Origin of the sequence: Azospirillum thermophilum, from assembly GCF_003130795.1 — a bacterium.
GTDB classification, from domain to species: Bacteria; Pseudomonadota; Alphaproteobacteria; order Azospirillales; family Azospirillaceae; genus Azospirillum; species Azospirillum thermophilum.
Genome location: NZ_CP029353.1, coordinates 2,180,264 through 2,204,934 on the forward strand (window position 1 = coordinate 2,180,264; position 24,671 = coordinate 2,204,934).

Genomic DNA, 24,671 nt, shown 5'->3' on the forward strand with positions numbered 1-24,671 from the left:
GCCTATTCGGGAACCGCCATCCCCCGCTGCACCGCCGGCCGCGCCGCCACGAGGTCGTGCCAGCGCTTCCAGGTTGGGGAAGCGGTCGAGCAGCCCGCCGCCCGCCACCGCCGCCGCCGCGATGAAGGGGAAGCAGCGATGTCGGCGATGGAATAGGCGCCGGCCAGATACTCGACCTCGCCCAGCCGGTCGTCGAGCGCCGTGTAGCAGCGCATCAGCTCGCCCTTGAAGAGGTCGATGGCGTAGGGGAACTTCTCCGGCGCCCGCATCGAGAAGCGCAGCATGTCGACCGAGGTGGGGCCGAGGTCGCTGATGCCCAGCATGAACCAGCTCAGGCCCTCCGCCCGCTCGTCCACATCCTCGGGGATCAGGCGGCCGGTGCGCTCGGCATAGTGCAGCATGATGGCGCCCGAACCGAACAGCCGGCGCCTCTTGCCGCCCGGCAGCTCTTCCAGGACCGCCGGCATCTTGCCGATGGGGCTCAGCGCCAGATAGTCCGGCAGCTTGTTGTCGCCGGCCACCAGATCGACCTTGTGCACCTTGTAGCTCAGCCCCAGCTCCTCCAGCAGGATCGAGGCCTTGCGCCCGTTGGGCGATCCGAAGGTGTAGAGCGTGATCATCGCCAGTCCGTCACGTTGCCGCACCGCTGCGCGGTATCCGGACCCACTGTCGCCGATTTGTCAAAAGAAGGCCAGAGGGAGACCCGGTCGGGAGACCCGGCGGGGAGAGCCCGCGGAACGGAGGAAGCCTCCCGCGGGTCCGGACCCGGGGGAGGCCTCCGTCACGGCGCAGGGCGGCGGGGGTTACCGCTCGGCGACCGACAGCGGGCCCTTGACGACCGGCAGCAGGCCGAGCTGGCCGCGGGCATAGTTCAGGTGGGACAGCGCGCCCGCCTCCTTGCCCTCGCGGGCCAGGGACTCGGCGACCCCCAGGGAGATGGTGGCCATGGTGCGCTGGGTGCGCTCGCTGTCCACGGAGGTGGCGGCGGCGGCGGCGGCCTTCGTCTCGGCCAGCAGGCCGTCGAGCGTCGCCGTCTCGGCGGCGAGCGCCGGGGCGGCGGCGAAGGCGGCGGCGGCAAGGGTCAGGGCGGCGACGGTGCGTGCGAACATGGCTGTATCCTCTTGATCTTCGGGGAAAGCGCCTCCTGTCCCCGGACATCATGGCGTCCGACGGCGAAGCGGCTTCCGGTTGGTTCGATTTGTCTGCCGACGTCGGTGCGTCGGCGATGAACCCAGATCTAGAGGTTCCAGGCGGCAGGATAAAGCCGGCAGGACGGAGAAGTTTATTCGTCCGATCACAACAATCGCAGCGGGGACCGGGCCGGCCGGCCCAGCTCCCGCTGCCTGCCCCGCCGCGCGGATGGAGACGGTCAGACGGCCCGGCTGTGCCGCCCGGCCCCGGTGGAGAGGTAGCTGTCGAAGCGGGCGGCGACGATGCGCATCAGCGGCCGGGCGGACTCCGGCACATGGACCCGCCGGCCTTCCACCACCGCCACGCCGTCGGCGACGAGATCCCCCATGGCCGCGAGCTCCGCATCGAACATCGCCGGGTCGCGGCCATGCTCCGCCGCGACGTCCCCGACGTCGACCGACAGGTCGCACATCAGCCGGACGATGATGTCGCGGCGCAGCCGGTCCTCGTCGTCGAGCGCGAAGCCCTTGCCGGTCGGCAGCTGGCCGGCGTCGATCGCCTTGGCATACTGGTCGAAGGGCACCGCGTTCTGCACATAGCCCTGCGGCAGGGCGCCGATGGCCGACGCGCCGAAGCCGAGCAGGACCTCCGCATCGTCGGTGGTGTAGCCCTGGAAGTTGCGGGCGAGGCGGCCTTCCGACTGCAGGACCGCCAGCTCGTCGTCCGGCCGGGCGAAATGGTCGAGCCCGATGGCCTCGTAGCCCGCCGCCGTCAGCGTGTCGGAAATGGCGGCGAACTGCTCCCACCGGCCGAGCGTGTCGGCGAGCACCGACTCGTCGATCTTCTTCTGGTGGGTCTTCATCCAGGGGACATGGGCATAGCCGAAGACCGACAGCCGGTCGGGCTTCATCTCCAGCGCGATGGCGGCGGACCGGGTGACGCTCTCCACCGACTGGTGGGGCAGCCCGTACATCAGGTCCAGGTTCACGCTGGTGATGCCGGCGGCGGCCAGCCAGGCGAGCGCCCGCTCCGTCATCTCGCGCGGCTGGATGCGGTTGATCGCCTCCTGGACCGTCTGGTCGAAGTCCTGCACGCCGAGCGAGGCGCGGTTGACGCCGGAGCGGCCGAGCGCCCTGGCCATCGACTCGGTCAGGGTGCGGGGATCGATCTCCACCGCGATCTCCGCCTCCGGCACGACGTCGAAGCGCTGGCGCAGCAGCTCCATCAGCTCCTCGAAATCGTCGGGCACCATCATGGTCGGGGTGCCGCCGCCGAAATGGATGTGGCGCACCGTCAGCCGGCCGGGGATGCGGTCGGCGACCATCCCGATCTCGCGGCGCAGGTGGGCGAGATACTCGGCGATCGGGGCGTAGCGCGCGACGATCTTGGTGTGGCAGCCGCAGTACCAGCACATCGACTGGCAGAAGGGCACATGCAGGTAGAGCGACCCGCTCTGCCCCGGAGCGATGGCGGCGAGCCACCCCTCGTACTGCCCGGGTCCCACGGCCGCCGAGAAGTGCGGCGCCGTCGGATAGCTGGTGTAGCGGGGCACCCGAAGCCCGTCATACTTGGCGAGCAGGGCGGCGTCGAGGGACCGGGCGGAAGCCGGACGGGGCGTGATCGCGTTCATGGGCGGCAGAGTGCCGCACCCGCCGCGGGCTCTCCTTGATGCAGGTCAAGCCTGGATGCCGGCGTTCCCCGTCCCGCCCTACCGCCGGCCGCCGGCCAGCCGCTGCTCCAGATGCTCGTGCAGCAGGTTCAGGTTCATGCGGTTGGCCTTGAAGCCGATGTCGAAGATCGTGCCGAGCACCGGGATGCTGCCGACCGCCCAGTCGACCGCGACGTTGAAGCCCATGCGGGCCAGCAGGCTCGCCGGCAGGCCGAAGCGGGCGGCCTCCAGGAGGATGTAGGCGGAGACCGCCGCGGTCACGGTATCGCCGGCCACCGGGACGATGCTGGCGATCCCGTCGAGTCCGATGGGGATGCGGGTGCCGGGGATGTGCCAGCGGCTGTCCATCAGGCGGGCAAGACGGCGCAGCCGCTCCAGCCTCTGCAGGTCGATCCCGGCCTCCGGCGGTTCGGCGGAGGGAGCCGGCTGGCCGGTGACGGGCGCGCGGCGCGTGCTGGTTGTATGCATGACGTCGGGCCTCTCTGCCGGAGGGTTGCCTTCAGATGGGGCGGATGGGGCTCCTGGTCTTCCGTTCAACCGTCCAGGAGCGTTGCGGTTCCTCGCCCATGGCCGATTCTCCCGCCGATCCCGCGGGGGGCCTCAGCGGCCGGTGCCCACCACCCTCGCGGGAGAACGCACCGCCGCCGCCCGCAGGATGACGTAGCCGAGCAGGGCGGACAGCAGCGACCCCGACAGCACGCCGAGCCGCACCGCCACCGCATGCTCCGGATCGGAGAAGGCGAGCGTGCCGATGAACAGGCTCATGGTGAAGCCGATGCCGGTCAGGACGGCCACGCCGTAGAACTGCACCCAGCTCGCCCCGGCAGGCAGCGGCGCCAGTCCAAGCCGGACCGTCAGCCACACCGCGAAGCCGACGCCGGCCTGCTTGCCGACGAACAGGCCGAGCAGGATGCCGATCGGGATCGGTTCGGCCAGGCTGGCCGGAGTGATGCCGTCGAGCGGGACGCCCGCATTGGCCAGCGCGAAGACCGGCATGATGAAGAAGGCCACCCACGGATGCAGCGCATGCTCCAGCCGGTTCAGCGGCGCCTTCTCCTCGTCCTCCCTGCCCTCGCGCAGGGGAATGGCGAAGGCCAGGGCGACTCCGGCCAGCGTGGCGTGGAGGCCCGACTTCAGCACGCACACCCACAGCACGAGGCCGAGCAGCAGGTAGGGCGCCAGCGACCGCACGCCGGACCGGTTGAGCAACGCCAGCCCGAGCCCGGCGACCGCCGCCAGCGCCAGCGCCAGCGGCTCCAGCCCGTGGCTGTAGAAGACGGCGATGATCAGGATGGCGCCGAGATCGTCCATGATCGCCAGCGCCAGCAGGAAGACGCGCAGGCTGGCGGGCACGCCGCGCCCCAGCAGGGCCAGCACGCCGACCGCGAAGGCGATGTCGGTCGCCGCGGGGATCGCCCAGCCCTGCAGGGCGCCCGGCGTGTTCCAGGTGAAGGCGGCATAGATCAGCGCCGGGACCACCATGCCACCCGTCGCCGCGATGCCCGGCAGCATCGCCTTGGAGCGGGAGGACAGCTCGCCCTCCATCACCTCGCGCTTGATCTCCAGCCCGACCAGCAGGAAGAAGATCGCCATCAGTCCGTCGTTGATCCACAGCAGAATCGGCTTGTCGATGCCCACCCCGCCGGCAGTCACGGCGAGGGGAAGGTCGAGGATCGTCTGATAAAGCGGCGCCGCGGCGGAGTTGGCCCAGATCAAAGCCGCCGCGGAGGCGATCATCAGGAGGACACCGCCGGAGGCTTCGGTCTGCAGGAATGCGCGGATCGTCGACAGCCGCATCAACCTTTCCTTCTTTCGTCTTGTGCGTTCACCCGGCTTCATTCGCCGGGCCGGGCCCCTGCATGTGGGTGGCCGCGCTCAAGATGGAAGGGAAAAGCGGCCGAAATCCGGCGGAATCCCGGGGGAAGCCGGGGCGGCCGCGGCCGCAGCGGCGAATCGTCGCGGCCGGTCCGGCTGCCGGAGGCAAGTCGTTGCCCTTGCAACAGTTTCCTCCGTCACCACTGTACGGAAGGTCAGGGGATGACGCCGGCTTATGCCTTTTGATGGCTGGCGACGAACCGCCCGCGGCGCGAGAATAACCCCACCCGAAATACAGAAAAACCGGTCGCGGAGACCGGCACGGCCAGACCAATGGCCGGCCGGGCGGCCGGGAGGAAACGCACCATGACCACGCTCTATTGCGCCTGCTGCGGCCGGCCGTTCAAACGCACCTCCAACCGGGGGCCGGCGCCCCTCTACTGCTCGCGGGACTGCCGCCTGCAGATCGCGGCGCGGCGGCGCGCCTGGGGTCCGGTCGACTGGGGACTGCCCGCCGCGACGGCCCAGGCCCTGATGGCGGTGCGGCAGCCGGCGGACCGGCTGGCGAAATCGGCCTGAGCGGCGGCGCACGGTCGATTTCCGCGCCACCCCCTCTTCAAGCGGGCCACCGGCACCCCCATCTGTCAGGGCAACCCGGACCAGATGGCTAGTATGATCAACGCACATGACTGACCGACCCCGATCTTCGCATTCCGCCGCGCGCAGCCCGGCCCGTGCCCTGACCGCCGTCGCGGTCGCCCTTTGCGTCGCCCTGGCCGCCGGCACCGCCGACGCCCGCGCCGGCAGCAGCAGCTCGTCCGGCAGCCGCGGCAGCAAGACCTACTCCGCGCCGCCCCCGACCAACACCGCCCCGAGCACCGCCGCCCCGATGGAGCGGTCGATGGCGCCGGCGCAGCAGCCGGGCATGCAGCGCCCGACGGCGCCGACCCAGGCGCCCGCCCAGTCCGGCGGCTTCTTCCGCGGCGGCGGGTTCATGTCCGGCCTGATGGGCGGGCTGATCGGCGCCGGCATCGGCGCCATGCTGTTCGGCGGCGGCTTCTTCGACGGGCTGGGCAGCTTCGCCGGGATCCTCGGCTTCCTGCTGCAGGTCCTGCTGATCGTCTTCCTGGTCAGGCTGGCCATCCGCTTCTTCCGCAACCGCTCCGGCCAGCCGGCCGGCGCGATGGGCGGCGCCGGCCCGGCCTATGCCGGCGGTCCCGCCACGCTGAACCGCGATCCGGCCGACGTGCGCTACAATCCTCTGGGTGGCGGCCCCCTGGGTGGCGGCCCCCTGGGTGGGAGCGGCCCCGGCGGCGCCCCCGGCCAGCCTCGGGACGAGCTGGGCGTGCAGCCCGCCGACTTCGATGCGTTCGAACGCCTGCTGGGGCAGGTCCAGGCCGCCTATGGGCAGGAGGATCTGAACGCGCTGCGCCAGCTCGCGACGCCGGAGATGGTGTCCTACTTCGCCGGCGATCTGGCGCAGAACAGCAGCCGCGGCATCGTCAACCGCGTGTCGGACCCCCGCCTGCTGCAGGGCGATCTGGCCGAGGCCTGGCGCGAAGGGGCGATGGAGTACGCCACGGTGGCGATGCGCTTCTCGATCATCGACACGATGGTGGAGCGGGCGACCGGCCGCGTCGTCGAGGGCGATCCGAGCCGCCCGGTCGAGGTCACCGAGCTGTGGACCTTCGCCCGCTCGCGCGGCGGCAACTGGCTGCTCTCGGCGATCCAGCAGACCCGCTGACGCCAATCCCGTCGATACCGGGCCCGTCGATACCGGGCCCGTCGATACCGGGCCCGTCGACACCGGCCCCGTCGACACCGGCCAAACCTCCCGCAAAGGAGGCCGCCGAACGAAAAAGCGCCCCGGTCCGACCGGGGCGCTTTGCTTTTGCGCCGTGCGTCTTGCCGCCGTGCGTCTTGCCCATGCGCCTTGCCTTTGCGCCGAGCGTGCAGGTGGCTGCGCTTCGGATGAGTCCCGGCGGTCCGGCGCCTTGCGGGGCCGGTCCGCGGCGGGAGGAGAACCACCTCAGTAGTTGGTGGTCCAGTCCGGCTCGCGGCGGGCGAACCCGGCATCGTCGTCCCGCGGCGCCTCGTCCCGGTCGGACGGCCAGGCGGGATACTCGGTGTGAAGGGGCAGTTGCCGCGCGAACTCCGCGGCCTCGGCCTCGCGGCGTTGCTTCAGCAAGCTGGCGGCCAGATGAGCGGGCAGCATGGCGGGTCTCCTTCTCGCAGTCGGGAAGACGTACGATGCGGCCCGGTCGGCCGCACTCGGCCCTCTACCCGTTTCCTATGCCTGGCAGCGTGACACGCAAGTTCCAGGCCAGCAGTGATCCAGATCACGAAAACCACCGCCTCTGCCTCCATCAGACACCGGCAATGGTCTACAAAGGGTTTATGCGCCGCGGTCCCGGAGGGAGGATGTGCCCCGACACCCGCCGTCCCGATCCGGACGCGCTTCGGATGTGGTTCCCTTCCGCGCCGTTCCAACCCATATTTCCGGCGAACCGCCGCCAAGGATTGCTTACCCCCATGAACGCCGAGCCCTGCCCCACCTGCCTTAAACCTGTGCATCTGTGCGTCTGCGAGGCAGTGGAGCCGATCGAGACCAGCCGCTTCCTGCTGATCCTCCAGCATCCGCAGGAAAAGCGGGAGCTTCTGGGCACCGCGCAGATGATGCATCTGCTGTTCCCCAACTCCGCCCTGAAGGTCGGGCTGAGCTGGTCGAACCTGAAGCGCATCCTCGGCCGCGAGGTCGACTACAAGCGCTGGGGCGTCCTCTATCTCGGCTCCGCCAAGCCGGGCGAGGGCGGCTTCAAGAGCGACGTCGCCGTGGTGGACAAGGCCGGCAAGCCGCAGAAGGACAGCGACGCGGTGCTGGCCGACCTGGAGGGCGTCATCGTGCTGGACGGCACCTGGAGCCAGGCCAAGAGCCTGTGGTGGCGCAACGCGTGGCTGCTGAAGTGCCGGCGCATCGTGCTGAACCCGGAGTTCCGCTCCCTCTACGGGCAGGCGCGCCGCGAGCCGCGGCGGGAGAGCGTCTCCACGCTGGAGGCCGGCGCCTTCCTGCTGTCGCGGCTGGAGGAGGACCCGGCCATCTTCGACCGGGCGATGAAACCCTTCTCGCTGCTGCTGAAGAAGATGCGGGCCCCCCGCCCGCGGCCGGCCCCGGTGCGGGCACCGGAGGTGCAGGCGCCGGAAGCGGGGGGCGGTGCGGCGCCATCCGGCCCGGAGGAGCCCGGACCGGACGGGCGGGACGAGGCGTGATCGGAGGAGTCCCCCACCTTCCGGAGGACCCCCGGCAACGAACTTGCGCTTGATCCGTTATGGGAGGTGAGAGCGGCCGGCACCACCGGCCCGCCACACCCAACGGAAGGAGCGTGCCATGCGGGGGATTCTTCTTTGGCTGGTCGGGATTCCCATTCCCGTCATCATCCTGCTGTATCTGTTCAACGTGCTGTGACGGGTGCCGGCGGCGGCAAGGATATCGCCGGAGCAGGCGCCGGAGCGGCAAAGGACATGGGTGCCCCGCTGGCCGGCCGGTTGACGGTCCGGCCATACTGGGTACCAATGGGGACAGTCGCGTCCTTTTGACGCGGCTGCCCTTCCGGGGCTCCCCGCCCACCGCCCCGCACTCCGGACACAGAGAGAGCCATGGCCCGCGACTTCCTTCCCTTCCGCCTGACCGTCTGCGGCATCGAGGAGCTGACCGGCTTCTGCGGGACCGGGGTCAGCCATGTGCTCTCCATCCTCGACCCCGACCATCCGGAACCCACCGCCTTCGGCGCCTATGGCGAGCATGAGCGGCTGGAGCTGCGCTTCCACGACATCATCGACCCGACCCCGGGTCAGGTGACGCCCGAGAAGGAGGATGTCGAGCGCATCCTGGCCTTCGGCCGCGACCTGATGGCCGAGCCGGAGGCCTGCGCCCACCTGCTGGTCCACTGCCATGCCGGCATCTCGCGCTCCACCGCGGCGCTGACCATGATCCTCGCCCAGGCCCGGCCGGACCGGCCGGCCGCCGACGCGATGGAGGCGGTGGTGGCGATCCGCCACAAGGCCTGGCCGAACCTGCGGATGATCGAGTTCGCCGACCAGATGCTGGGCCGCGGCGGCGACCTCGTGCAGGCGGTGCGCGCCCGCCACCACGCCTATGGCCGGCAGCGGCCGGAGCTGGTGCAGTTCATGGTGGACAACGGCCGCATCCGCGAAGTCGAGGAGTTGATCGACTGAGAAGTCGAGGAGGTGATCGACTGAGCCGCCGCCCCGGTGTTGAAAAACGCCGGCCCGGTGGTAGTCTGGCCGGCAAGGAGGTGACGCGCCTTCCGTTCCCTGAAGGTGGAGCCGGTTTCCCGGGCCCACCCTGTCGGACCTACCGATCCTGGTCCTGGTTGAAGCCGGCCTCGAACTCCAACTTCACCCTGAACCAGAAGCGGCGGATCCACTTGAGGAACGAACTCAAGCGCGTCCCCTCCTTTCGGTTTGCCGGAAGAGGGGGTTCCTCAACCGGCGGGGTTAAGTGGGGCAGACTCCGCATGCAGGCGCAACCGGTTGCGCGGCCGCACCCGCCGATCTCCGCAGCCGCTCACCGCATACGAAAAAAGCCCGCCGGAGCGGCGGGCTTTTTTCGTCTCAACACCCTGTCACGGCACCGGTGCCGGTCAGCGCGGCGCGAGCACCATCACCATCTGCCGGCCTTCGAGCTTGGGCATCTGCTCGACCTTCGACAGATCGTCCAGCGCATCGCGCACGCGGACCAGCACATTCATGCCCAGATCCTGGTGCGCCATCTCACGGCCGCGGAAACGCATGGTCACCTTGACCTTGTCGCCCTCCTCCAGGAAACGGCGGGCGGCGCGCATCTTCACGTCGTAGTCGTTGTCATCGATGTTCGGCCGGAGCTTGATCTCCTTGACCTCGATGATCTTCTGCTTCTTGCGCGCTTCGGCCGCCTTCTTCTGAGCCTCGTACTTGAACTTGCCATAGTCGAGGATCTTGCAGACGGGCGGGTCGGCCTGGGCGGCCACCTCGACGAGGTCGAGGCCGGCCTCTTCGGCAGCCAGCAGCGCATCGCGCAACGATACGACACCCACCATCTCGCCGTCAGCGCCGACGAGACGGACGGAACGGGCCGTGATCTCCCGATTCACCCGCGGTCCATCGCGGGTCGGGGCGGCTTCTGACGGAATCCTGGCTATGGACGCTTCTCCATGACTAAAGACCGGCCGAAGCCGCCAGTCCCGGCGGGTGATCCGGGATTGGCCCGCTCCGGCGCGGCCGGGTTAAAACGGCGAATCGAAAGCGGCATCCCCGGCGGGGGAGCGCGCCTCCTGCATGAGTTTAGTGACGGCGTCGTCGAGGGCAAGCACTTCCTGATCCTTGCCGCCGAGGACACGCATCGCGACGGTCCTCTCCTCGGCCTCGCGCTTGCCGACCACGAGCATCACGGGCACCTTCTGCAGGCTGTGCTCGCGCACCTTGAGATTGATCTTCTCGTTCCGGACGTCGAGCTGGACCCGCACACCCTTGCGCTTCAGCAGGGCCGCGACCTCGGCGGCATAGCCGTCGGCCTCGTTGGTGATGGTGGTCACCACCGCCTGCACCGGGGCCAGCCAGAGCGGGAACTTGCCGGCGTAATGCTCGATCAGCATGCCGATGAAGCGTTCCAGCGAGCCGAGGATGGCGCGGTGGAGCATCACCGGCCGGTGCTTCGCCCCGTCCTCGCCGATGTAGGTGGCGTCGAGCCGCTCGGGCAGGACGAAGTCGAGCTGCAGCGTGCCGCACTGCCAGGTCCGGCCGATGGCGTCGGTCAGGTGGAACTCCACCTTCGGGCCGTAGAAGGCGCCCTCGCCCGGCAGTTCCTCGAACTCCAGCCCGGCCGAGCGCAGGGCCTGGCGCAGCCCGTCCTCGGCGCGGTTCCAGGTCTCGTCGGACCCGGCGCGGACGTCGGGGCGCAGCGCCAGCTTCACCGCGATCTTGTCGAAGCCCAGATCCCTGTACACGCCGAGCTGGAGCTTGAAATACTCCGCCGCCTCGGTCGGGACCTGATCCTCCGTGCAGAAGATATGGGCGTCGTCCTGGGTGAAGGCGCGCACGCGCAGGATGCCGTGGAGCGCGCCCGACGGCTCGTTGCGGTGGCAGGCGCCGAACTCGGCCATGCGGATCGGCAGGTCGCGGTAGGAGCGCAGGCCATGCTTGAAGATCTGGACATGGCCGGGGCAGTTCATCGGCTTGATGCCCAGCATCTTCTCGCCGTCGTCGGCCGAGACCTTGAACATGTTGTCGCCATACATGTCCCAGTGGCCCGAGGCCTTGAACAGCGAGCTGTCGATGAGCTGCGGCGTCTTCACCTCGACATAGCCGGCCCCCTGCAGCTTGGTGCGGATATAGGTCTCCAGCGTGCGGAACAGCGTCCAGCCCTTGGGGTGCCAGAACACCGAGCCGACCGCCTCCTCCTGGACGTGGAAGAGGTCGAGCTCCTTGCCGAGGCGGCGATGGTCGCGCTTCTCCGCCTCCTCGAGCTGGTGCAGGTAGGCCTTCAGCTCCTTCTCGTCGCGCCAGGCGGTGCCGTAGATGCGCTGGAGCATCGGGTTGCGGCTGTCGCCGCGCCAGTAGGCGCCGGCCACCTTGGTCAGCTTGAAGCCCTGCCCGACCTTGCCGGTCGTCGGGGCGTGCGGGCCGCGGCAGAGGTCGAGCCAGTCGTCCTGCCGGTAGATGCTGATGTCCTGGTCGGCGGGGATCGCCTCGATCAGCTCGGCCTTGTAAAGCTCGCCGAGCTTCTTGAAGTAGGCGACGGCCTCGTCGCGGCTCCACACCTCGCGGACGATGGGGATGTCCTTCGCCACGATCTCGCGCATCTTGGCCTCGATCTTCTCGAGGTCCTCGGGCGTGAAGGGCTCGTCGCGGGCGAAGTCGTAATAGAAGCCGCTGGCGATCGCCGGGCCGATGGTGACCTGCGTGCCGGGATAGAGCTTCTGCACCGCGTCGGCCAGCACATGGGCGGCGTCGTGGCGGATCACCTCCAGCGCGTCCGGATGGTTGCGCGTGACGATCTCGATGCGGGCATTGGTCGCGACGGTGGTGGTGAGGTCCTTCACCTCGCCGTCGATCTTGACGGCAAGCGCATCCTTGGCAAGGCGCGGACCGATCGACGAGGCGATCTCGAGCCCCGTCACCGGCCGGTCGAACTCCCGCACACTGCCGTCCGGCAGCGTGATGGCGATGTTGGACGTCACCGAAGTCACCATTCTGACTGTGTTGCATTCCTCCCGGTCAACGGCCGGGAACGCGAAACTTCTAATGGGCGATGGCGGGCTGTCAAGCAAGCCGGCACTCGCCGGCCCGGCCTCTTCGTCGGGCGGGCGTGTCGTCATGGCAACTCTCGCGCCCGAAGACCCGGGCGGCGGTGCCGGCGTCCGGCCTGCGGAGCGCGCCGGGGAGACGGCGCGGCGGGGGACAACGGATGTTCCAAGAGACTCTCCTTCCTTGGCGGCGGGCGTCCGTCGATGGAGCGGGGAGGTCTTGGCGAGACGCCCCGTCCGTGATCGGCGGGGCATCCGGGGGCGACGGCGCGTCAGTCCGGCGCGCGACCACTCCCCCGCCCGCCGAAGGCGGTGGTGGTGGTAGTCGCGGTGGTGAGGGCCGTGCGGTTGATCATGGCCCGACTCTCGGCCGCCGCGGGGAGCTTGTCAACCGCATGCGGCGCCGGGCTCACCCCGGCTTGCGCGACAGGCGCGGCTCGCCGAACAGGAAGCCCTGGCCGAAGTCGAAGCCGATGTCGAGGATCTCGACGAGCTGGGTCTCGGTCTCGATCTTCTCGACGATCAGGTCGATGCCCTCCGCCCCCAGCCGGCGGCGCAGGTCGATCACCCGGTCGGTCAGGGCGGGGTCGAGCACCAGCGCGCGGTCCAGCTTCACATAGCGGAACTCGTGCCGCTGCAGCGACTCGATGTCGAGGTCGAGGTCGGTGACCTGGTCCATCGAGAAATGGAAGCCGAGGCGGGCGAGCTGCTGCAGGATGCCCATGGTGACCGCCCCGCCGGCGCGCAGGTCCGCCTGCCCCAGCTCGAACACCAGCTTCGGCACCAGCGCCTGGTTCTGCGCCATCATCTTGAGGAAGTGCTTCATGAACTCGGCGTCCGACAGCGTCGCGGCCGAGATGTTGGAGAAGAAGCCGATGGCGTGCTGGCGCCGCTCCGTCTCGCGGATCAGCTGGATGCAGCGGACGAGCAGCAGATTGTCGATGGTGGCGATCAGCCCCTCCCGCCCGGCGATGGCCAGATAGCGGTCGGGCATGATCTGCTGGCCGTCGGCCGCCCGCACGCGGGAGAACACCTCGTAGAAGCGGTGCTTGCGCTGGGGCAGGCTGACGATGGGCTGGAGATAGATGTCGATGCGGTCGGCGCGCAATGCGTCGCGCACCGTATCCAGCACCCGCGCGTCATTCATTGGAGCCGCCATCGGGGGGCGGCCGGCGGCGCGGGGGGAGCCTGCGGCGGCAGGGCGGCCTCGCCGCTGTCCGGCGGACGGCGCTCGGCCGCGGCGGCCGGCGGGCGGGGAGCCCGGCGCTCGGTCAGCCGGGCGACCAGCGACTGGAGGAGCTTCACCTCCTGCATCACCGCGTCGTAGCGGTCGCCCTCCGCCGCGGCCGGCGGCGTCCGGGCGGCCTCCCCGGCCAGCGCCTCCACCCTCTCCTCCAGACGGCGCAGGCGGTCGCGGGCGATCCGCTCGCGCTCCAGCCGGGTGACGGTCTCATGGACCAGCGCGCCGGCCAGGACGATCAGGGCACCGGCGAGCCAGCCGGTCAGGGCGTCGCCCTCCGGCCGCAGATAGGGCAGCACCGCCCCGACCGACAGGCCGGCGATCGCGTAGGCCAGGGCATAGACGATGTGCGTCAGGATGGTCATGCGAGGGGCCTCCCTTCCGCTGCCGACCCTGTCGCGGCCGGGTTGCCGTCCGGTTAATTCCGTCCGCGCGTCACCGGTGGTCCGCCCCGACCGCCTCGGCGACGGAGGCGAAGCCGTCGCGGCGCAGCAGGCCGGCCAGTTCCGTCTTCATCCGCTGCACCAGCCCGGGACCGCCATAGACCAGTGCCGAGTAGAACTGCACCAGCGAGGCGCCGGCCCGGATCTTGGCGTAGGCGTCGGCGCCGGAGGAGACGCCGCCCACCCCGACCAGCGGCAGCCTGCCGCCGGTCAGCGCGTACATCTCCTTCAGCACGGCGGTGGAGGGGCCGAACAGCGGCCGGCCGGACAGGCCGCCGGCCTCGTTGCGCACCGGCTCCGGGATCTCCGGCGGGCGGGTGATGGTGGTGTTGGAGACGATCAGCCCGTCGATCCCCGACTCCAGCGCGACGGCGGCGATGTCGGCCTTGTCCTCGTCCGTCAGGTCGGGCGCGATCTTCAGGAACAGCGGCGGCACCCGCTCCAGCCGGCACTCGCCGCGGGCGTCGAGCACCCGGCCGAGCAGCGTGCGCAGCGGATCGCGTCCCTGCAGGGCGCGCAGGCCCGGCGTGTTGGGCGAGGAGACGTTGACGACCAGATAGTCGGCCAGCGGCGCCAGCCGGCGCACGCCCAGCACATAGTCGTCGGCGGCCTCCACCGTATCCTTGTTCTTGCCGAGGTTGGCGCCGACGATGCCGGGGCGGCGCCGCGGATCGGCGCGGCGGGCGGCGAGCCGGGCGGCGAAGGGCTCCAGCCCCTCGTTGTTGAAGCCCATGCGGTTGATCACCGCCTCCTGCTCCACCAGGCGGAACAGGCGGGGGCGCGGGTTGCCCGGCTGCGGACGCGGCGTGACGCTGCCGGCCTCGACGAAGCCGAAGCCCATGCGCAGCATCGGGTCCAGCACCTCGGCGTTCTTGTCGAAGCCGGCGGCCATGCCGATCGGGTTCGCGAAGTCCAGCCCGCAGACGCGGGTGCGCAGGACCGGGTCGTCGCTGTTGCGGCCCATGGGAACCACCCCCGCCCTGAGGGCGCGGATGGTCAGGCCGTGCGCCTGTTCCGGATCGAGCAGGAAGACGACGGGGCGGGAGAGGGAGAAGAGGTCGGTCACGGCTGCACGTCCCAAAAGCCGGTGTCCCGGAAGCCCGCGGGGAAGACATGCCGCCCGTCGGGGCCGAGCGGCAGCGGATCGGCGCGCAGCACGGCGGCGACGGGAAGCGGGCCGTAGAGATGGGGGAAGAGCTGGCCGCCGCGCGACGGCTCCCACTTCAGGGCGTCGCCCAGCCGGGCGGCATCGACCGTCAGCAGGACCAGCCCGTCCTGCCCGGCGCGGTGCTTCGCGGCACTCTCCTCCACCTGGGAGCCGGTCGAGAAATGTATGAAGCCGTCGGCCGCGTCCTGGGAGGAGCCGGGATAGCTGCCGCTGCTGCGGGCGCTCTCCCACTCCGCGGAGCGGCACATATGGAAGATGATGCGGTCGGTCATCGGGTCACTCGCGCTGCCGGCCCCGCTGCACAAGGCGTCCGGGGCGGGCGCGGCGGGGAGCGGGCGGACACTACCCGAATGCGCGGCGGGCGGCCAGACGCTTTGCATTTTGCAAAGCACCCGCGAAATGAATGCGCATTTTGCAGGTATGGTTCGGACCCGATACCTGGCATATCCAACAGGATGCCCGGCAAATCCAACAGAATGTCACAACGGGTAACAAACTATCACAGCCGTCGACAGGAAATACGGGGTTACCCCTATCGATCGTACTTGGCACTTCGCTTGCAGCAGGGGGGTCAATCACTGGAGGACCTGTCCCATGAACGCAATTGCCATGACCTTCCCGAAGGACAACGCGCCGGCCGGCGTCTCCGTCGACGGATCGCTCGCGGCGATCGGCGCGCTCAACGACCAGAGCGTGACCGCCGTCCCGCTGAAGCCCAGCGCCAGCATGCTGGCCGCCGGCTCGCGCGCCGGCGGCGTCTCGGTCGAGATCGCGTGGAAGATCTACCAGGCGATGATCCGCCACGCCGGCTGAGCCGCCGCCACCCTCCCCCGGCGCGGGCGGGGCCGCCGGGCGCGCCCGCCGGCCGTCAGCGCCGCGCCCCGTCGCCATAGGGGGCGGGGACCGGATCCAGCTTGGTCTCGATCCGCAGCAGATGGTCGGTCAGCCGCTGTTCCACGTCCTTCAGCGTGGCGACGGACACATAGCTCTTGGCGACCTCCAGCTTGTAGGCGGCGAGGCTCTCGCGCACCTGGATCTGGGCCGTCTCGGCCCGCGACCGGAGCCGCTCCAGCGCGGCTTCCTGGTCCCTGCGCAGCCGGACGATCAGCCAGAACAGGCCGCCCATGACCGGCAGCTCGACCGCCGTGATCCACCAGGCGAGGTCGATGGTGTCGTGCATCGTCTATCTCCGGAAGTTGATGTCCTGAACTCTGGGTTGCGGCAGCCCGCACCACCTCATGGATCCCACTGCGCCGGCGCCACCAGCGGGGCCGCCGGGCGCCAGTCGGGGCGGCGGTCGGGTGCCGCCGCGGCGCGGTCGAAGCGGAAGGGCTCGCAGGTCAGGCAGCCGGCGACCGCGTCCAGCCCGTCGTCGCGGCCGGTGTAGCTGCCGTCCGGCCGCCATTCCCGCATCTCGCGGACCAGCGGCGTCTCCCACACCGAGCGGTGGGCGAGCAGCCGCCGGTCGGCCAGCAGGGCGTCGAAGGCCTCCAGGATGCGGCGGGCCTTCGGCGTCCGGCTCGACACCTCCACCACCGCGGCGGCCACCCTCTCCCGGCCGAGCCGGGCGCGCAGCAGGCCGGGCAGGAAGCGGCCGATGCCGTTGATCTCCAGATGGAGCGACGGCAGATGATGCTCCTGCAGGAAGCGGACGACCTGCCGGCACTGCTGTTCGGCCTCGGTCTCCGGGTCGGCGGGATCGACCGCCAGATAGAGCACCCGGTGCAGGTAGAAGCGCCCGTCCTCCCCGCCGAAGACGGTGGCGACGACGCTGGAATCGCCGGGCGGCGCCCCCTCCCCCGCGGACGGGCGAAGGCGGGATCCCACCAGCAGGAGGCCGAGGCCAGCCGCACCCCGCCCAGCGTCAGCACCGCGCGGCCGAGCGCCTCGCGGTAGTCGAGCTCGGCGTCGTAGCGGCCGAGCAGGTCGGCGTCGAGCCGCCCCTCCACCGTGTTCACCGGGCGCAGCAGCATCTGGCTGGTGAATTTCGCCGGGCCGGTGGCCTTGCGGATGCGGTTGACGTGCGCCTCGTCGAAGCGCCGCGGCCAGGCGTAGGTGCGGCGGCCGGCGGCGTCCTCGGTATAGACCGGCAGGACCAGCCGCGCGAACCCGTCGAGGAAGGGCGCACTCTCCCCCGCCTCGGTCCGCGGCTCGTCGGCGTAGATGGTGTAGTAGCTGTGCGGCGTGCCGACATAGAGCTGGGCGCCGCCCGGCACCAGCACATAGTCCAGCTCGGCCAGCCGCTCGCGCAGGTCGGCCCGCTTGGCGGCGCTGTCGGCGTTGCGCGGCACCTCCACGTCGTCGCAGATCACCACGTCGGCGCGGCTGCCGGTGATGTTGCCGCCGATGCCGCTGGCGATCATCGACGGGTCGCGCAGCTCCATCGGCCGCGTCACGGTGAACTGGTCGGCCGCCCACTGGTCGCGCTCCCGCGCCGGCGGCTTCAGGTGACGGGTGTCGGGGTGGCGCTCCAGGACGCGCTTGACGTTGCGCACCATCTTCTTCGCCAGCTTCAGGTCGGCGGCGAGGACCAGCAGCCGCCGGTTGGGGTCGCGGTAGAGCAGCCAGGCGGCGAACAGCCCGACCAGGGTGGATTTTCCGGATCCGCGGAAGGCCATCAGCAGCATGCGGCCGCCTCCGCCCTGCATCTGCGCCTCCAGCCAGCCGGCGATGGTCCGGTGGTGGCGCGGCGTGCCGAGCTCGGACAGCCCGTTCCAGGTCCGGACGAACTGGGGAAAGGTCTTCGGCGTCTCGGTCATCACGGATAGCGCCCCAGGATGTGCCAGCCGGCCCCGTTGGACATGACGGTCACCGCCTCCCCCCGGCTGGCGAGGGCGACGGGCTGGCCGTCCGGCCCGCCGCCGCCCTGCTGGGTGACGGTGACCGGCAGGCCGCCGACGTCGGACTTCTTGATGGTGACCGTGCGCCCCACAGCGTTGCCGGCGGCCGGCGGCGGCAGCCGCACCTCCACCGCGCCGCCGAAGGCGCTGACGAGGTAGAGGGTCTGGTTCAGCGCCGGCTCGAACAGGCCGGGGGCGTCGTGGAAATGGGCGTTGCCCGGCAGCGCGTTGCCGCCGACCACCCACCAGGCCGCACCGTTGGAGACCAGCGTCGCGAAGTCGAAGCGGTTGGCCAGGGTCACCATCCGCCCGTCCGGCCCCGGCCCGTCCGTCTCGCGGATGGTCACGAGGTTGGCGGAGGCGTCGGTCTTCTTGATCGTCACCCAATGGCCGTTGGCGCGGCCGGCCGGCGGCAGCACCGCCTCCACCGCGCCGCCATAGGCGCTGACCAGATAGACGGAGCTGGTCAGGTCCAGCGCGACCGTGCCGCCGGACGGGGGCTCGACATACTCGGTGTCGAAGCGCAGCCCCTCCACCGTCAGTTCGCTGATGCGCGTGCTGCGCAGCCGGTTCTTCTCCGGATAGCCGGCGTTGAAGGCGGTGAAGGCGCCGCCCGACCGGTCGTGGATCGCCGGCCCGGCCGAGGCGGAGAACAGGTTCAGCACCGCCGTCTCGACCGATCCCTCGTCGATCTGCAGGTTCGGCACGCCACCCAGCGATTCGGCGTAGAAGTTGACGATCAGCGTCTTGTCGGTGTTCGCCCCGACGCGGAAGCAGGCCTCCGCCATGGTCGACAGGTTGGCTTCGCAATCGACGAAGGCGTTGTTGTACTTGCCCTGCTCCACGAAGAAGCCGCTGCCGGAGATGGGTGCGGACAGCGAATAGACCCGCACGCAGTGGAAGCGGTTGGCGTTGGGCGTGTCGCCCTCGCCGCTGCGGGTCAGCCACACCCCGTGCACCGCCGGCCGCGCCACCAGCACGCGGGCGATGTTGTTCCAGTAGCAGGGGAGGTTGGGGTCGGCGTAACCGTCGAGGACAAGGCCGTAGAGCGGCTCCCACAGCGTCAGGTCGACCAGCGCGTTCTGCACGCAGGGGCCGTCGCGCCCGAACAGCCGCACCCCCGCCCGCCCCCGCTCCAGCCGCAGCCCGGCAACGGTGGCGTAGCCGTCCGGCAGATGGATCAGGTCGAAGCCGTGCGACGCCCCGACGATGACCGAGCCCTGCCCGGCCCCGCGCAAGGTCTTGCCATGGCCGACGGTCAGCGTGTTGGCGATGCGGTAGCGCCCGGGCGGCACATGGACCGCCGTGGCGGAGGTCAGCGCCGCCTGGATCGCCAGCGTGTCGTCGGCCAGCCCGTCGCCGACCGCGCCGAAATCGCGGACCGACACGATGTCGGCCAGCTTCTCGCGCACCGGGCGGCGGACCGCGCCGGCCCCCGGCGGCAGGAAGGTCGACAGCGCCTCCTCGTCCACCGGCGGGCGGGCGGTGGGGTTGCCGGCGCCGTCGAAGGCCAGCAGCTTGCCCGCCCGATCCGCCCGGCCGGGCAGCAGGGGCGAGGCCGGCAGGTCGGTGTCGGCATAGCGCAGCATCAGCTCCTGGTCGCCCGCCACCTGCTGCAGCCCGGCGGTCAGCCGGTCGAACTCGCCGTTCAGGGCGGCGGCCTGCAGCGGTCCGCTGTCGAGGAAGTCGCTGGTCCGCTCGATCGGCAGGCGCCGGCGCAGCGTGACCGTGGTGCCGTCCGGCGGGGCGGCGTCGAAGGCGACGGCCCCGCCGGCGGTCGTCCCGGCCCCCGACACGGCGAAGCCCGTGGTGACGCGCGCCGCTCCCAGGAAGACCTGCAGATCCTCCGCCGCGAAGATCGGGAACGGAAAGGAGAACAGCGTCTGCCCGCCGTCGGCGATGTACTGCACGCGCGGCGAGCCGCGCGGCACCTGGATGGGTCCGGTGAAGGGCTGGGTCATCGGGAGGGGGTCCTCGGAAGAACTTGCTCAGAAGAACTTGCTCATGAATTCCAGCCGCTGCCGGTCGGCGAGCTGCGCGAGGTCCAGCAGGTTGCGCCGCTTCAGCGCGTCGAGGTTCTGCTGCACCGCCTGCCGCTTGAGCCGGTCGACCGCCTGCGCGTCCTGCCGGTCGGCGGCCGTGTCGCCGACCAGCCCCAGCAGGATCGCCTCGCCCGAGCCGTCGGCCATGCCGACGCCGCGGCTGCCCAGGCCGGCGCGGGTGCGGGCGACGGCGCGGCGCAGCGCGTCGACCCGGCGCCGCTCCTCCGCGTCCGCGGCGGCGGTCATCTGGGCGAGCTGGCTTTGCGCCTGCTGGTCCTGCGCCTGGGTGTCGGCGTCCCGGCCGGCGCGGAGCTGGGCGAGCGCCTGGTCCTGGGCCGCCCGGTAGCTTTCCATCTCGCGGGCGCGGGCCTGCTCGGCGGCGATGCGGTCGGCCTCGGCCTGCCGGCGCTTCAGCTCGGCCTCCTGCTGGCGGATCTGCTCGTCATGCGCCCACTGGCGGGCCTGCGCCTCGGCGTCGAGCTGCGCCTTGCGGTCGATCGCCGCGAGGCCGCCGGAGGAACCGGTCCGGTCGAGGCTGCGCACGGCGCCGGCGACCGAGCCGGCCAGCGGCAGCGCCGTGGTGATCAGGGGAGTGATGCCACCCATCAGTCGTTCACCTTCATTTCCATGGTCACGGACAGCAGCGTGAAGGGCAGCGGCGCGTCCTGCTCGATGCGCCACAGCGGCGTGCCGATGTCGCGCCTCCAGCCCAGCGCCCGCAGCCGCCGGTCGCCCGAGGCGCGCGCCGGCAATCCTCCCGCCGGCTGCGGTCCGAACCGGTGCAGCGGCAGCGCCTGCAGCCCGCGCCCCAGGTCGACGCTCAGCGCCGCCGTCTCCTCCAGCCGGAAGGTGACGGCGACCAGCCGGACGAGGTCGGCGCCGGTCGCCTGCCCCAGCAGGTTGGGCGGCAGCGGCTCGACGCGGTGGGTGAAGGGCAGGCCGGCGACGACGCGGCGGGCGGGCGGCGACAGCACGATGCGGCCGGCCGCCACGGTGACCGGGTCGCGCACCACCCCGTCGGCGACGACCCCCAGCCTGCGCCCCTCGAGATGGTCGAGCCCCGACCACACCGCGGTCGGCACGTCCCGGTCGCCGACCAGGGCGCAGTCGAGGGAGAGCGCGTCGTCGAACCGCTCGATGGTCCAGGTGCCGGCACGGTCGACCAGCAGATAGACCTCGTCCCCCACCACGGCGACCGAGCGGACGCGCCCGTCCGTCTCCAGCCGGGTCCAGGCGGTCACCTGCTCGCTGCGGTAGACGGTCAGCGCGCCGAGCGAGCCGTCCTCCATCACCACGAACAGCAGCCGGCGGCTCTGGTCGTAATCCTGGTCGCGCGGCGAGGCCACGAGATGGCGGGCCAGCAGGGCGAGGTCGTTCGCCTGGTAGGCCGCCTCGGTGTCGGTGTAGAGGAACTCGCGGATTTCCCGGCGGTTGCGCGAGACGAACAGCGTCGCCCCATCGACGTCGCGCGGCGGCACGGCGAGATCGACCGGCGAGCCGATGCGGGTCTGCCGCTTCACCTGGATGTTCTGCGGGGTCAGCGGGTCGCCGGTCACCATGTATTCGGCGCCGGAGGTGAAGACCTGCAGGTGCCGGCCGGAGAACACCGCCCGGATGGCGTTGACCTGATCGGACAGGATGCCGAACTCGATCGCCTCGTCGTCCTTGCCGGTGCCGAGGTCGAAGTTCCACAGGTCGGCCGAGCGCGACATCCACAGCCGGTTCGGCAGGTCGCGCGACCCGCCGACGACCAGCCGGTCCTGATGGAAGGCGGCGGAGACCGGCCAGCCGCGGCGGGGCGAGAAGGACTGCTCCTCCCAGCTCGCCGTCGGGCCGGTTCCGGCCAGCGTCTCCAGCGCCGTCGCGGTCAGCTCGGTCGGCGAGGCGACGCCGTCGATCACGAGCTGCCGGCCCTGGATGCGCAGCCGGGCGCCCTCCATCAGCGGATCGAACACCGGGCCGCTCGCCCGCACCGTCACCACCCCCGACGTGCCGGAGACGGTCAGCGTCGCCTCCGGATTGCCGAAGCGGTAGAAGGGCATGCGGACCAGCCCGTTCTCGGTCACGTAGCTCCAGGGCGACAAGGTCCACTGGCCGGCGCCGCTGCGCGTCAGCTTGCGCGGCGGCAGGTCGGGATGGCAGACCAGCAGCGTGTCGGCGCTCTGCGTCCAGGTGATCTGGGCGAGCTGGGCGGCGCTCCACGGCGCGTCCACCGTCGCGACCCGCTGGTCGCCGCGATGGACGTCGATCCGCTGGTCGGAAAAGGCCAGCAGGTAGGTCTGCTCGGTGTTGAACTCGAAGGCGACCAGCCGCCCGTCCCCCGCGCCCGGTCGGCGAAGGCGAGGCCGGAGCGCCGGGAGATGCCGCCCGTCGGGTGGATGAACAGGTTGCGCAGCTTCAGCGCCCCGTTGTCGTAGGCGCGCAGGTCGCCGCGCCCGAGAAGCCGGCGGGAGATCTCGCCGGCCGTGAAGTTGGTCTTCACCTGCTGCAGCCGGCCCATCACGCCCTCGCCTCGATCAGGGTGAAGTCCTCGAAGCCCGGCTGGCTGTCCTGCTGGCTGTCGATCAGCCGGGCACGGCGGAACTCGGCCTCGGCCAGGGCCGCCAGCGCCTCGGCCCGGCTGCCGCTCTCGGTCAGGGGCAGGCAGAACTCGGCGGCGAGGCGGGCGATCAGCACCTGGTCGAAGAAGGGCGGGAACTCCTCCTCCGCCGGGCGGCCGATATAGGTCAGGGTGACGCCGTCGCTGTCGGCCTGCAGCGTGCGCCCGGCGATGCGGTAGACCAGCCCGCGCCCCCGCCCGCCCCGCCGGCGGCCAGCGCCCGCAGGAAGTCGGCCGGAAGCTGGAAGGCGCGGGCATAGTCGGCGGCGGGTCCCTCGGCCAGCCGGGGCAGCGGGACCTGCCGGGTGGCGAAGCTCCAGGCGTTGGCCGACAGCAGCGCGTCGCGCGTGGTGGCATAGAGGGCGGACGCCACCTCGGCCTCCGCCGTCCCGTCGTCGAAGGAGGCGATGGCGGTGGCGCCCAGCTTGATCAGCGCACGGCTGCACAGTCCGATGGCGGTCAGGGCCATGGCGGTGTCTCCGGTGGATGAGGGGAAGGCGGACGGCGCGGGCGGCGGGCGGCCGATCAGTCGCCGTTGACGGTGCCGAAGGGCGTCAGGTTGGTGACGTCCACCGTGCCGGCGGCGTTGGCGGCGACCACCATCATGCCGTTGGCGGGGGTGCCGCGGATGTCGGCGTTCACCAGGATCATGTCGCCCGGCCGCAGCAGGTCGGCCGCACCGTTGAAATAGCCGGCGTTGTCGACGGCCGACGCCGCGTCGGCGGTCACGTAGTGCCAGAGCGTGAAGACAGTCATAGCGCAAGGTCACATTAGCTTGCGTCAGGAGCTTCGAACTCTGCTGCGCGACAAAACAGCGAATTGCACGGCTTGTATTGCATCTTGAAGATTGCAGACAGCTCACCGGGACATAAAAATGGAGATGGGTGGTTCGATGAGGATGCTATTTGGCGTGGTGTTCGTTCTTGCGACGGTTTCTTATTTAGCCGGCGGCCGTCAGCAGCCCTCCAGTGCACCGTCAGCGCCCGCAACCAAGGTGAGTGCCGTATCGGCAGCTGAACCGGCAGCGACAAACGCTCAACCTGCTGCCGATTTGAAAGCTAATCCGGTTGCAGCTTCTATGAGCTTCGCCGAAGTGGGCAAGCTGGTCGTTCTGGTCGGCCAAGGCATTGGCATCGGGAAGAGATGCAGCCTGCCGTATAGACCCTTGGAGATTGGCTTCCGGGAGCTGATGGCATCGGAACGCTATACCTCGCAACAGAAGGATCAACTTCGGCTGGGTTATCAGGATGGCGAGGGCACGGCTATCCTCATGATGAGTGATCGCTCGGCCTGTACGACGGCACAAGGGATGTGGCTCAATCAGATTCACACGCTGGCCGGCGCTCTGTCTGTGGCGAAGTGACTACGCAAACAAGAAAAGGGTGGTCCGATCGGACCACCCTTTTCTTACCTCACAACGCGCCGGCCCTACGCGGCGAGCCGCGTAAGCAGCTTAATCAACGGCGGCATGATCGCGGCAAGAGCGCTTGTACGCCGCTCGTTGTCGTTCCCAGTCGCACCAAAGGCGACTTCGATTCCGCCGAACACGCGGAACGAATAGTCACCGTCACTCAGGCGGACTGAGCCGCCCGTCACATACCGAACACCGAACTGCGCTTCGCTTTTGGGCATGGAATACCTCCGTATCGCCCTAGGGGTTGCGCCAGAGTCCGGGAGTTGCCATATTCCAAGTGCTAGCCTGGGGATGTTATCCAATGGCATTCCCAAACCCCGACGATCCGGGAGTCCGTCATCCGAACATATCGGAAGCGTCCTCCTGAATTTCGTCAGCAGAAGCCCCGTCAGGCTCGGCCTGCGGGGCTTCTTGCTTCTCTGGGAACTGCCACTCGCTCCGTCCGAGCCGGGTGATAACGCCCTTTTCGGCAAGCTCAGAGAGAGTGCTGCGGATGGAGCTGTCCGCAATGTCGTGATCTGTTTTGATCCTGATGAGGGTCGCTACCTGCTCAGTAAGCATTCTTTCACCAGGGTTCTCTGCTGCGACCTCCTGCACCAGCTTAGGAACAAGGCCCCAGGGCGCACGCTTAGAAGCTTTGCCGGCAGGACGACTCGGTGCCGGCGCTGGAGGCACTACGACACCAGCGAATTGGGTCCGGGGATCGACCGGATGGTGAGTTGCGTCGGGTTGAACAGCCAGCAAGACACGCTGTAGCGTCTCGTTCTTTCCCGCCTCACGGCCGCGCTCGTACGCTGATTGCACGATCTGACGGATCAAATCCGCGACTGCTCCGATATCAGCTTCAAGTGCATCATCATGCGACATAGCGCTTCTCCGTCACCCGCCTTTCCCGGCTACACCTAAGATACAGCGGGGCCACCCGAGGTACAAGGGTACTCACGCCGACTTGTCGCTTTTTTTTGTCGCGTTCTGCGGATTGCATATCGGCGTATGGCATTCAGGATCG

The 24,671-nt window shown here is 70.1% G+C and carries 28 protein-coding genes; 6 read left to right on the top strand and 22 right to left on the bottom strand.

The genetic code is table 11. The features are described 5' to 3' along the window. Nucleotides 1-2: 2 nt before the first annotated feature. The 5 genes from DEW08_RS16660 to nhaA all read right to left on the bottom strand — a co-directional run bounded on the left by DEW08_RS16660 (nucleotide 3) and on the right by nhaA (nucleotide 4,597). Nucleotides 3-644 (bottom strand): glutathione S-transferase family protein, encoded by a 642-nt coding sequence (locus DEW08_RS16660; protein WP_245986351.1) that lies wholly within the window; start codon nucleotides 642-644, stop codon nucleotides 3-5. A gap of 159 nt (nucleotides 645-803) precedes the next feature. After that, the gene (locus DEW08_RS16665) at nucleotides 804-1,109 is read right to left on the bottom strand and encodes a hypothetical protein (RefSeq protein ID WP_109328982.1); all 306 of its coding nucleotides are present in this window, start codon (nucleotides 1,107-1,109) and stop codon (nucleotides 804-806) included. A gap of 260 nt (nucleotides 1,110-1,369) precedes the next feature. Continuing rightward, a complete protein-coding gene (hemN, locus tag DEW08_RS16670) occupies nucleotides 1,370-2,761 on the bottom strand; it encodes an oxygen-independent coproporphyrinogen III oxidase (RefSeq protein ID WP_109328984.1) in 1,392 nt (463 codons plus the stop codon). A 78-nt stretch (nucleotides 2,762-2,839) separates the two neighbouring features. Further along, on the bottom strand, nucleotides 2,840-3,268 hold the full coding sequence (locus DEW08_RS16675; RefSeq protein WP_109328986.1) for a DUF4112 domain-containing protein: 429 nt from the start codon (nucleotides 3,266-3,268) through the stop codon (nucleotides 2,840-2,842). A gap of 132 nt (nucleotides 3,269-3,400) precedes the next feature. Next, nucleotides 3,401-4,597, bottom strand: a complete 1,197-nt coding sequence (gene nhaA, locus DEW08_RS16680) for a Na+/H+ antiporter NhaA (protein ID WP_109328988.1) — start codon at nucleotides 4,595-4,597, stop codon at nucleotides 3,401-3,403. A 384-nt stretch (nucleotides 4,598-4,981) separates the two neighbouring features. Here nhaA and DEW08_RS16685 point away from each other — a divergent pair, with 384 nt between their 5' ends. Next, nucleotides 4,982-5,194: a hypothetical protein gene (locus DEW08_RS16685; protein ID WP_109328990.1), complete on the top strand. Its 213-nt coding sequence runs from the start codon at nucleotides 4,982-4,984 to the stop codon at nucleotides 5,192-5,194. A gap of 106 nt (nucleotides 5,195-5,300) precedes the next feature. Next, nucleotides 5,301-6,359: a Tim44 domain-containing protein gene (locus DEW08_RS16690; RefSeq protein ID WP_109328992.1), complete on the top strand. Its 1,059-nt coding sequence runs from the start codon at nucleotides 5,301-5,303 to the stop codon at nucleotides 6,357-6,359. Nucleotides 6,360-6,644: 285 nt separating this feature from the next. On the opposite strand, the gene DEW08_RS16695 is transcribed toward DEW08_RS16690, so the two are convergent. Continuing rightward, a complete protein-coding gene (locus DEW08_RS16695; protein WP_109328994.1) occupies nucleotides 6,645-6,830 on the bottom strand; it encodes a hypothetical protein in 186 nt (61 codons plus the stop codon). Nucleotides 6,831-7,147: 317 nt separating this feature from the next. Here DEW08_RS16695 and DEW08_RS16700 point away from each other — a divergent pair, with 317 nt between their 5' ends. Continuing rightward, nucleotides 7,148-7,882, top strand: a complete 735-nt coding sequence (locus DEW08_RS16700; RefSeq protein WP_109328996.1) for a tRNA-uridine aminocarboxypropyltransferase — start codon at nucleotides 7,148-7,150, stop codon at nucleotides 7,880-7,882. A 387-nt stretch (nucleotides 7,883-8,269) separates the two neighbouring features. Beyond that, the gene (locus tag DEW08_RS16705; protein WP_109328998.1) at nucleotides 8,270-8,848 is read left to right on the top strand and encodes a tyrosine phosphatase family protein; all 579 of its coding nucleotides are present in this window, start codon (nucleotides 8,270-8,272) and stop codon (nucleotides 8,846-8,848) included. A gap of 428 nt (nucleotides 8,849-9,276) precedes the next feature. Here the strand turns inward: DEW08_RS16705 and infC are convergent, their stop codons facing one another. The 6 genes from infC to DEW08_RS16730 form a co-directional block, all read right to left on the bottom strand. Further along, nucleotides 9,277-9,804: a translation initiation factor IF-3 gene (infC, locus tag DEW08_RS16710; protein ID WP_109329000.1), complete on the bottom strand. Its 528-nt coding sequence runs from the start codon at nucleotides 9,802-9,804 to the stop codon at nucleotides 9,277-9,279. 93 nt (nucleotides 9,805-9,897) lie between these two features. Beyond that, complete coding sequence (gene thrS / locus DEW08_RS16715) at nucleotides 9,898-11,862, bottom strand: threonine--tRNA ligase (RefSeq protein WP_109329002.1); 1,965 nt, start codon at nucleotides 11,860-11,862, stop codon at nucleotides 9,898-9,900. Between the two features lie 463 nt (nucleotides 11,863-12,325). Continuing rightward, nucleotides 12,326-13,063 carry an EAL domain-containing protein gene (locus tag DEW08_RS32515; protein WP_245986353.1) on the bottom strand — a complete coding sequence of 246 codons (738 nt, stop codon included), beginning with the start codon at nucleotides 13,061-13,063 and terminating at the stop codon, nucleotides 12,326-12,328. Further along, nucleotides 13,060-13,521, bottom strand: coding sequence for a hypothetical protein (locus DEW08_RS32520; RefSeq protein WP_245986355.1), 462 nt, complete (start codon nucleotides 13,519-13,521; stop codon nucleotides 13,060-13,062). The genes DEW08_RS32515 and DEW08_RS32520 overlap by 4 nt, the downstream gene beginning before the upstream one ends. Before the next feature lie 70 nt (nucleotides 13,522-13,591). Continuing rightward, nucleotides 13,592-14,665 carry a quinone-dependent dihydroorotate dehydrogenase gene (locus tag DEW08_RS16725; RefSeq protein ID WP_109329004.1) on the bottom strand — a complete coding sequence of 358 codons (1,074 nt, stop codon included), beginning with the start codon at nucleotides 14,663-14,665 and terminating at the stop codon, nucleotides 13,592-13,594. Further along, complete coding sequence (locus DEW08_RS16730) at nucleotides 14,662-15,039, bottom strand: DUF952 domain-containing protein (protein WP_109329006.1); 378 nt, start codon at nucleotides 15,037-15,039, stop codon at nucleotides 14,662-14,664. Before DEW08_RS16730 ends, DEW08_RS16725 begins: the two co-directional genes overlap by 4 nt. Nucleotides 15,040-15,361: 322 nt before the next feature. Between DEW08_RS16730 and DEW08_RS16735 the strand changes: the two genes are divergently transcribed. After that, complete coding sequence (locus DEW08_RS16735; protein ID WP_146214702.1) at nucleotides 15,362-15,580, top strand: hypothetical protein; 219 nt, start codon at nucleotides 15,362-15,364, stop codon at nucleotides 15,578-15,580. A gap of 55 nt (nucleotides 15,581-15,635) precedes the next feature. Here DEW08_RS16735 and DEW08_RS16740 read toward each other — a convergent pair whose 3' ends face one another. The 8 genes from DEW08_RS16740 to DEW08_RS16770 all read right to left on the bottom strand — a co-directional run bounded on the left by DEW08_RS16740 (nucleotide 15,636) and on the right by DEW08_RS16770 (nucleotide 23,004). Further along, complete coding sequence (locus tag DEW08_RS16740) at nucleotides 15,636-15,947, bottom strand: hypothetical protein (protein WP_109329010.1); 312 nt, start codon at nucleotides 15,945-15,947, stop codon at nucleotides 15,636-15,638. Between the two features lie 160 nt (nucleotides 15,948-16,107). Further along, the gene (terL, locus tag DEW08_RS16745; RefSeq protein WP_342760746.1) at nucleotides 16,108-17,526 is read right to left on the bottom strand and encodes a phage terminase large subunit; all 1,419 of its coding nucleotides are present in this window, start codon (nucleotides 17,524-17,526) and stop codon (nucleotides 16,108-16,110) included. Continuing rightward, nucleotides 17,526-19,568: a glycosyl hydrolase family 28-related protein gene (locus DEW08_RS16750; protein ID WP_109329012.1), complete on the bottom strand. Its 2,043-nt coding sequence runs from the start codon at nucleotides 19,566-19,568 to the stop codon at nucleotides 17,526-17,528. The genes terL and DEW08_RS16750 overlap by 1 nt, the downstream gene beginning before the upstream one ends. 27 nt (nucleotides 19,569-19,595) lie before the next feature. After that, nucleotides 19,596-20,255, bottom strand: coding sequence for a hypothetical protein (locus tag DEW08_RS16755; RefSeq protein ID WP_109329014.1), 660 nt, complete (start codon nucleotides 20,253-20,255; stop codon nucleotides 19,596-19,598). Beyond that, nucleotides 20,255-21,862, bottom strand: coding sequence for a phage tail protein (locus DEW08_RS16760; protein WP_342760747.1), 1,608 nt, complete (start codon nucleotides 21,860-21,862; stop codon nucleotides 20,255-20,257). The genes DEW08_RS16755 and DEW08_RS16760 overlap by 1 nt, the downstream gene beginning before the upstream one ends. Nucleotides 21,863-22,148: 286 nt before the next feature. Then, nucleotides 22,149-22,325, bottom strand: coding sequence for a hypothetical protein (locus DEW08_RS33825; protein ID WP_425429102.1), 177 nt, complete (start codon nucleotides 22,323-22,325; stop codon nucleotides 22,149-22,151). A gap of 50 nt (nucleotides 22,326-22,375) precedes the next feature. After that, entirely contained in the window at nucleotides 22,376-22,717 is a 342-nt protein-coding gene (locus DEW08_RS33830) for a phage connector family protein (protein ID WP_425429103.1), read from the bottom strand. Nucleotides 22,718-22,773: 56 nt separating this feature from the next. After that, nucleotides 22,774-23,004, bottom strand: coding sequence for a hypothetical protein (locus DEW08_RS16770; RefSeq protein ID WP_109329017.1), 231 nt, complete (start codon nucleotides 23,002-23,004; stop codon nucleotides 22,774-22,776). A gap of 118 nt (nucleotides 23,005-23,122) precedes the next feature. Here DEW08_RS16770 and DEW08_RS30765 point away from each other — a divergent pair, with 118 nt between their 5' ends. Continuing rightward, nucleotides 23,123-23,611, top strand: coding sequence for a hypothetical protein (locus DEW08_RS30765; RefSeq protein ID WP_146214703.1), 489 nt, complete (start codon nucleotides 23,123-23,125; stop codon nucleotides 23,609-23,611). A gap of 65 nt (nucleotides 23,612-23,676) precedes the next feature. On the opposite strand, the gene DEW08_RS16780 is transcribed toward DEW08_RS30765, so the two are convergent. After that, a complete protein-coding gene (locus DEW08_RS16780) occupies nucleotides 23,677-23,880 on the bottom strand; it encodes a hypothetical protein (RefSeq protein WP_109329021.1) in 204 nt (67 codons plus the stop codon). 118 nt (nucleotides 23,881-23,998) lie between these two features. Further along, the gene (locus DEW08_RS30770; RefSeq protein ID WP_146214704.1) at nucleotides 23,999-24,529 is read right to left on the bottom strand and encodes a hypothetical protein; all 531 of its coding nucleotides are present in this window, start codon (nucleotides 24,527-24,529) and stop codon (nucleotides 23,999-24,001) included. Nucleotides 24,530-24,671: the final 142 nt, after the last annotated feature.

Excerpts from the sequence above, each read along its gene's own strand:
- DEW08_RS16665 (WP_109328982.1), bottom strand. The coding sequence starts at position 1,109 with ATGTTCGCACGCACCGTCGCCGCCCTGACCCTTGCCGCCGCCGCCTTC.
- hemN (WP_109328984.1), bottom strand. The coding sequence starts at position 2,761 with ATGAACGCGATCACGCCCCGTCCGGCTTCCGCCCGGTCCCTCGACGCC.
- DEW08_RS16675 (WP_109328986.1), bottom strand. The coding sequence starts at position 3,268 with ATGCATACAACCAGCACGCGCCGCGCGCCCGTCACCGGCCAGCCGGCT.
- nhaA (WP_109328988.1), bottom strand. The coding sequence starts at position 4,597 with ATGCGGCTGTCGACGATCCGCGCATTCCTGCAGACCGAAGCCTCCGGC.
- DEW08_RS16685 (WP_109328990.1), top strand. The coding sequence starts at position 4,982 with ATGACCACGCTCTATTGCGCCTGCTGCGGCCGGCCGTTCAAACGCACC.
- DEW08_RS16690 (WP_109328992.1), top strand. The coding sequence starts at position 5,301 with ATGACTGACCGACCCCGATCTTCGCATTCCGCCGCGCGCAGCCCGGCC.
- DEW08_RS16695 (WP_109328994.1), bottom strand. The coding sequence starts at position 6,830 with ATGCTGCCCGCTCATCTGGCCGCCAGCTTGCTGAAGCAACGCCGCGAG.
- DEW08_RS16700 (WP_109328996.1), top strand. The coding sequence starts at position 7,148 with ATGAACGCCGAGCCCTGCCCCACCTGCCTTAAACCTGTGCATCTGTGC.
- DEW08_RS16705 (WP_109328998.1), top strand. The coding sequence starts at position 8,270 with ATGGCCCGCGACTTCCTTCCCTTCCGCCTGACCGTCTGCGGCATCGAG.
- thrS (WP_109329002.1), bottom strand. The coding sequence starts at position 11,862 with ATGGTGACTTCGGTGACGTCCAACATCGCCATCACGCTGCCGGACGGC.
- DEW08_RS32515 (WP_245986353.1), bottom strand. The coding sequence starts at position 13,063 with ATGAATGACGCGCGGGTGCTGGATACGGTGCGCGACGCATTGCGCGCC.
- DEW08_RS32520 (WP_245986355.1), bottom strand. The coding sequence starts at position 13,521 with ATGACCATCCTGACGCACATCGTCTATGCCCTGGCCTACGCGATCGCC.
- DEW08_RS16730 (WP_109329006.1), bottom strand. The coding sequence starts at position 15,039 with ATGACCGACCGCATCATCTTCCATATGTGCCGCTCCGCGGAGTGGGAG.
- DEW08_RS16735 (WP_146214702.1), top strand. The coding sequence starts at position 15,362 with ATGAACGCAATTGCCATGACCTTCCCGAAGGACAACGCGCCGGCCGGC.
- DEW08_RS16740 (WP_109329010.1), bottom strand. The coding sequence starts at position 15,947 with ATGCACGACACCATCGACCTCGCCTGGTGGATCACGGCGGTCGAGCTG.
- terL (WP_342760746.1), bottom strand. The coding sequence starts at position 17,526 with ATGACCGAGACGCCGAAGACCTTTCCCCAGTTCGTCCGGACCTGGAAC.
- DEW08_RS16750 (WP_109329012.1), bottom strand. The coding sequence starts at position 19,568 with ATGACCCAGCCCTTCACCGGACCCATCCAGGTGCCGCGCGGCTCGCCG.
- DEW08_RS16755 (WP_109329014.1), bottom strand. The coding sequence starts at position 20,255 with ATGGGTGGCATCACTCCCCTGATCACCACGGCGCTGCCGCTGGCCGGC.
- DEW08_RS33830 (WP_425429103.1), bottom strand. The coding sequence starts at position 22,717 with ATGGCCCTGACCGCCATCGGACTGTGCAGCCGTGCGCTGATCAAGCTG.
- DEW08_RS16770 (WP_109329017.1), bottom strand. The coding sequence starts at position 23,004 with ATGACTGTCTTCACGCTCTGGCACTACGTGACCGCCGACGCGGCGTCG.
- DEW08_RS30765 (WP_146214703.1), top strand. The coding sequence starts at position 23,123 with ATGGAGATGGGTGGTTCGATGAGGATGCTATTTGGCGTGGTGTTCGTT.
- DEW08_RS16780 (WP_109329021.1), bottom strand. The coding sequence starts at position 23,880 with ATGCCCAAAAGCGAAGCGCAGTTCGGTGTTCGGTATGTGACGGGCGGC.
- DEW08_RS30770 (WP_146214704.1), bottom strand. The coding sequence starts at position 24,529 with ATGTCGCATGATGATGCACTTGAAGCTGATATCGGAGCAGTCGCGGAT.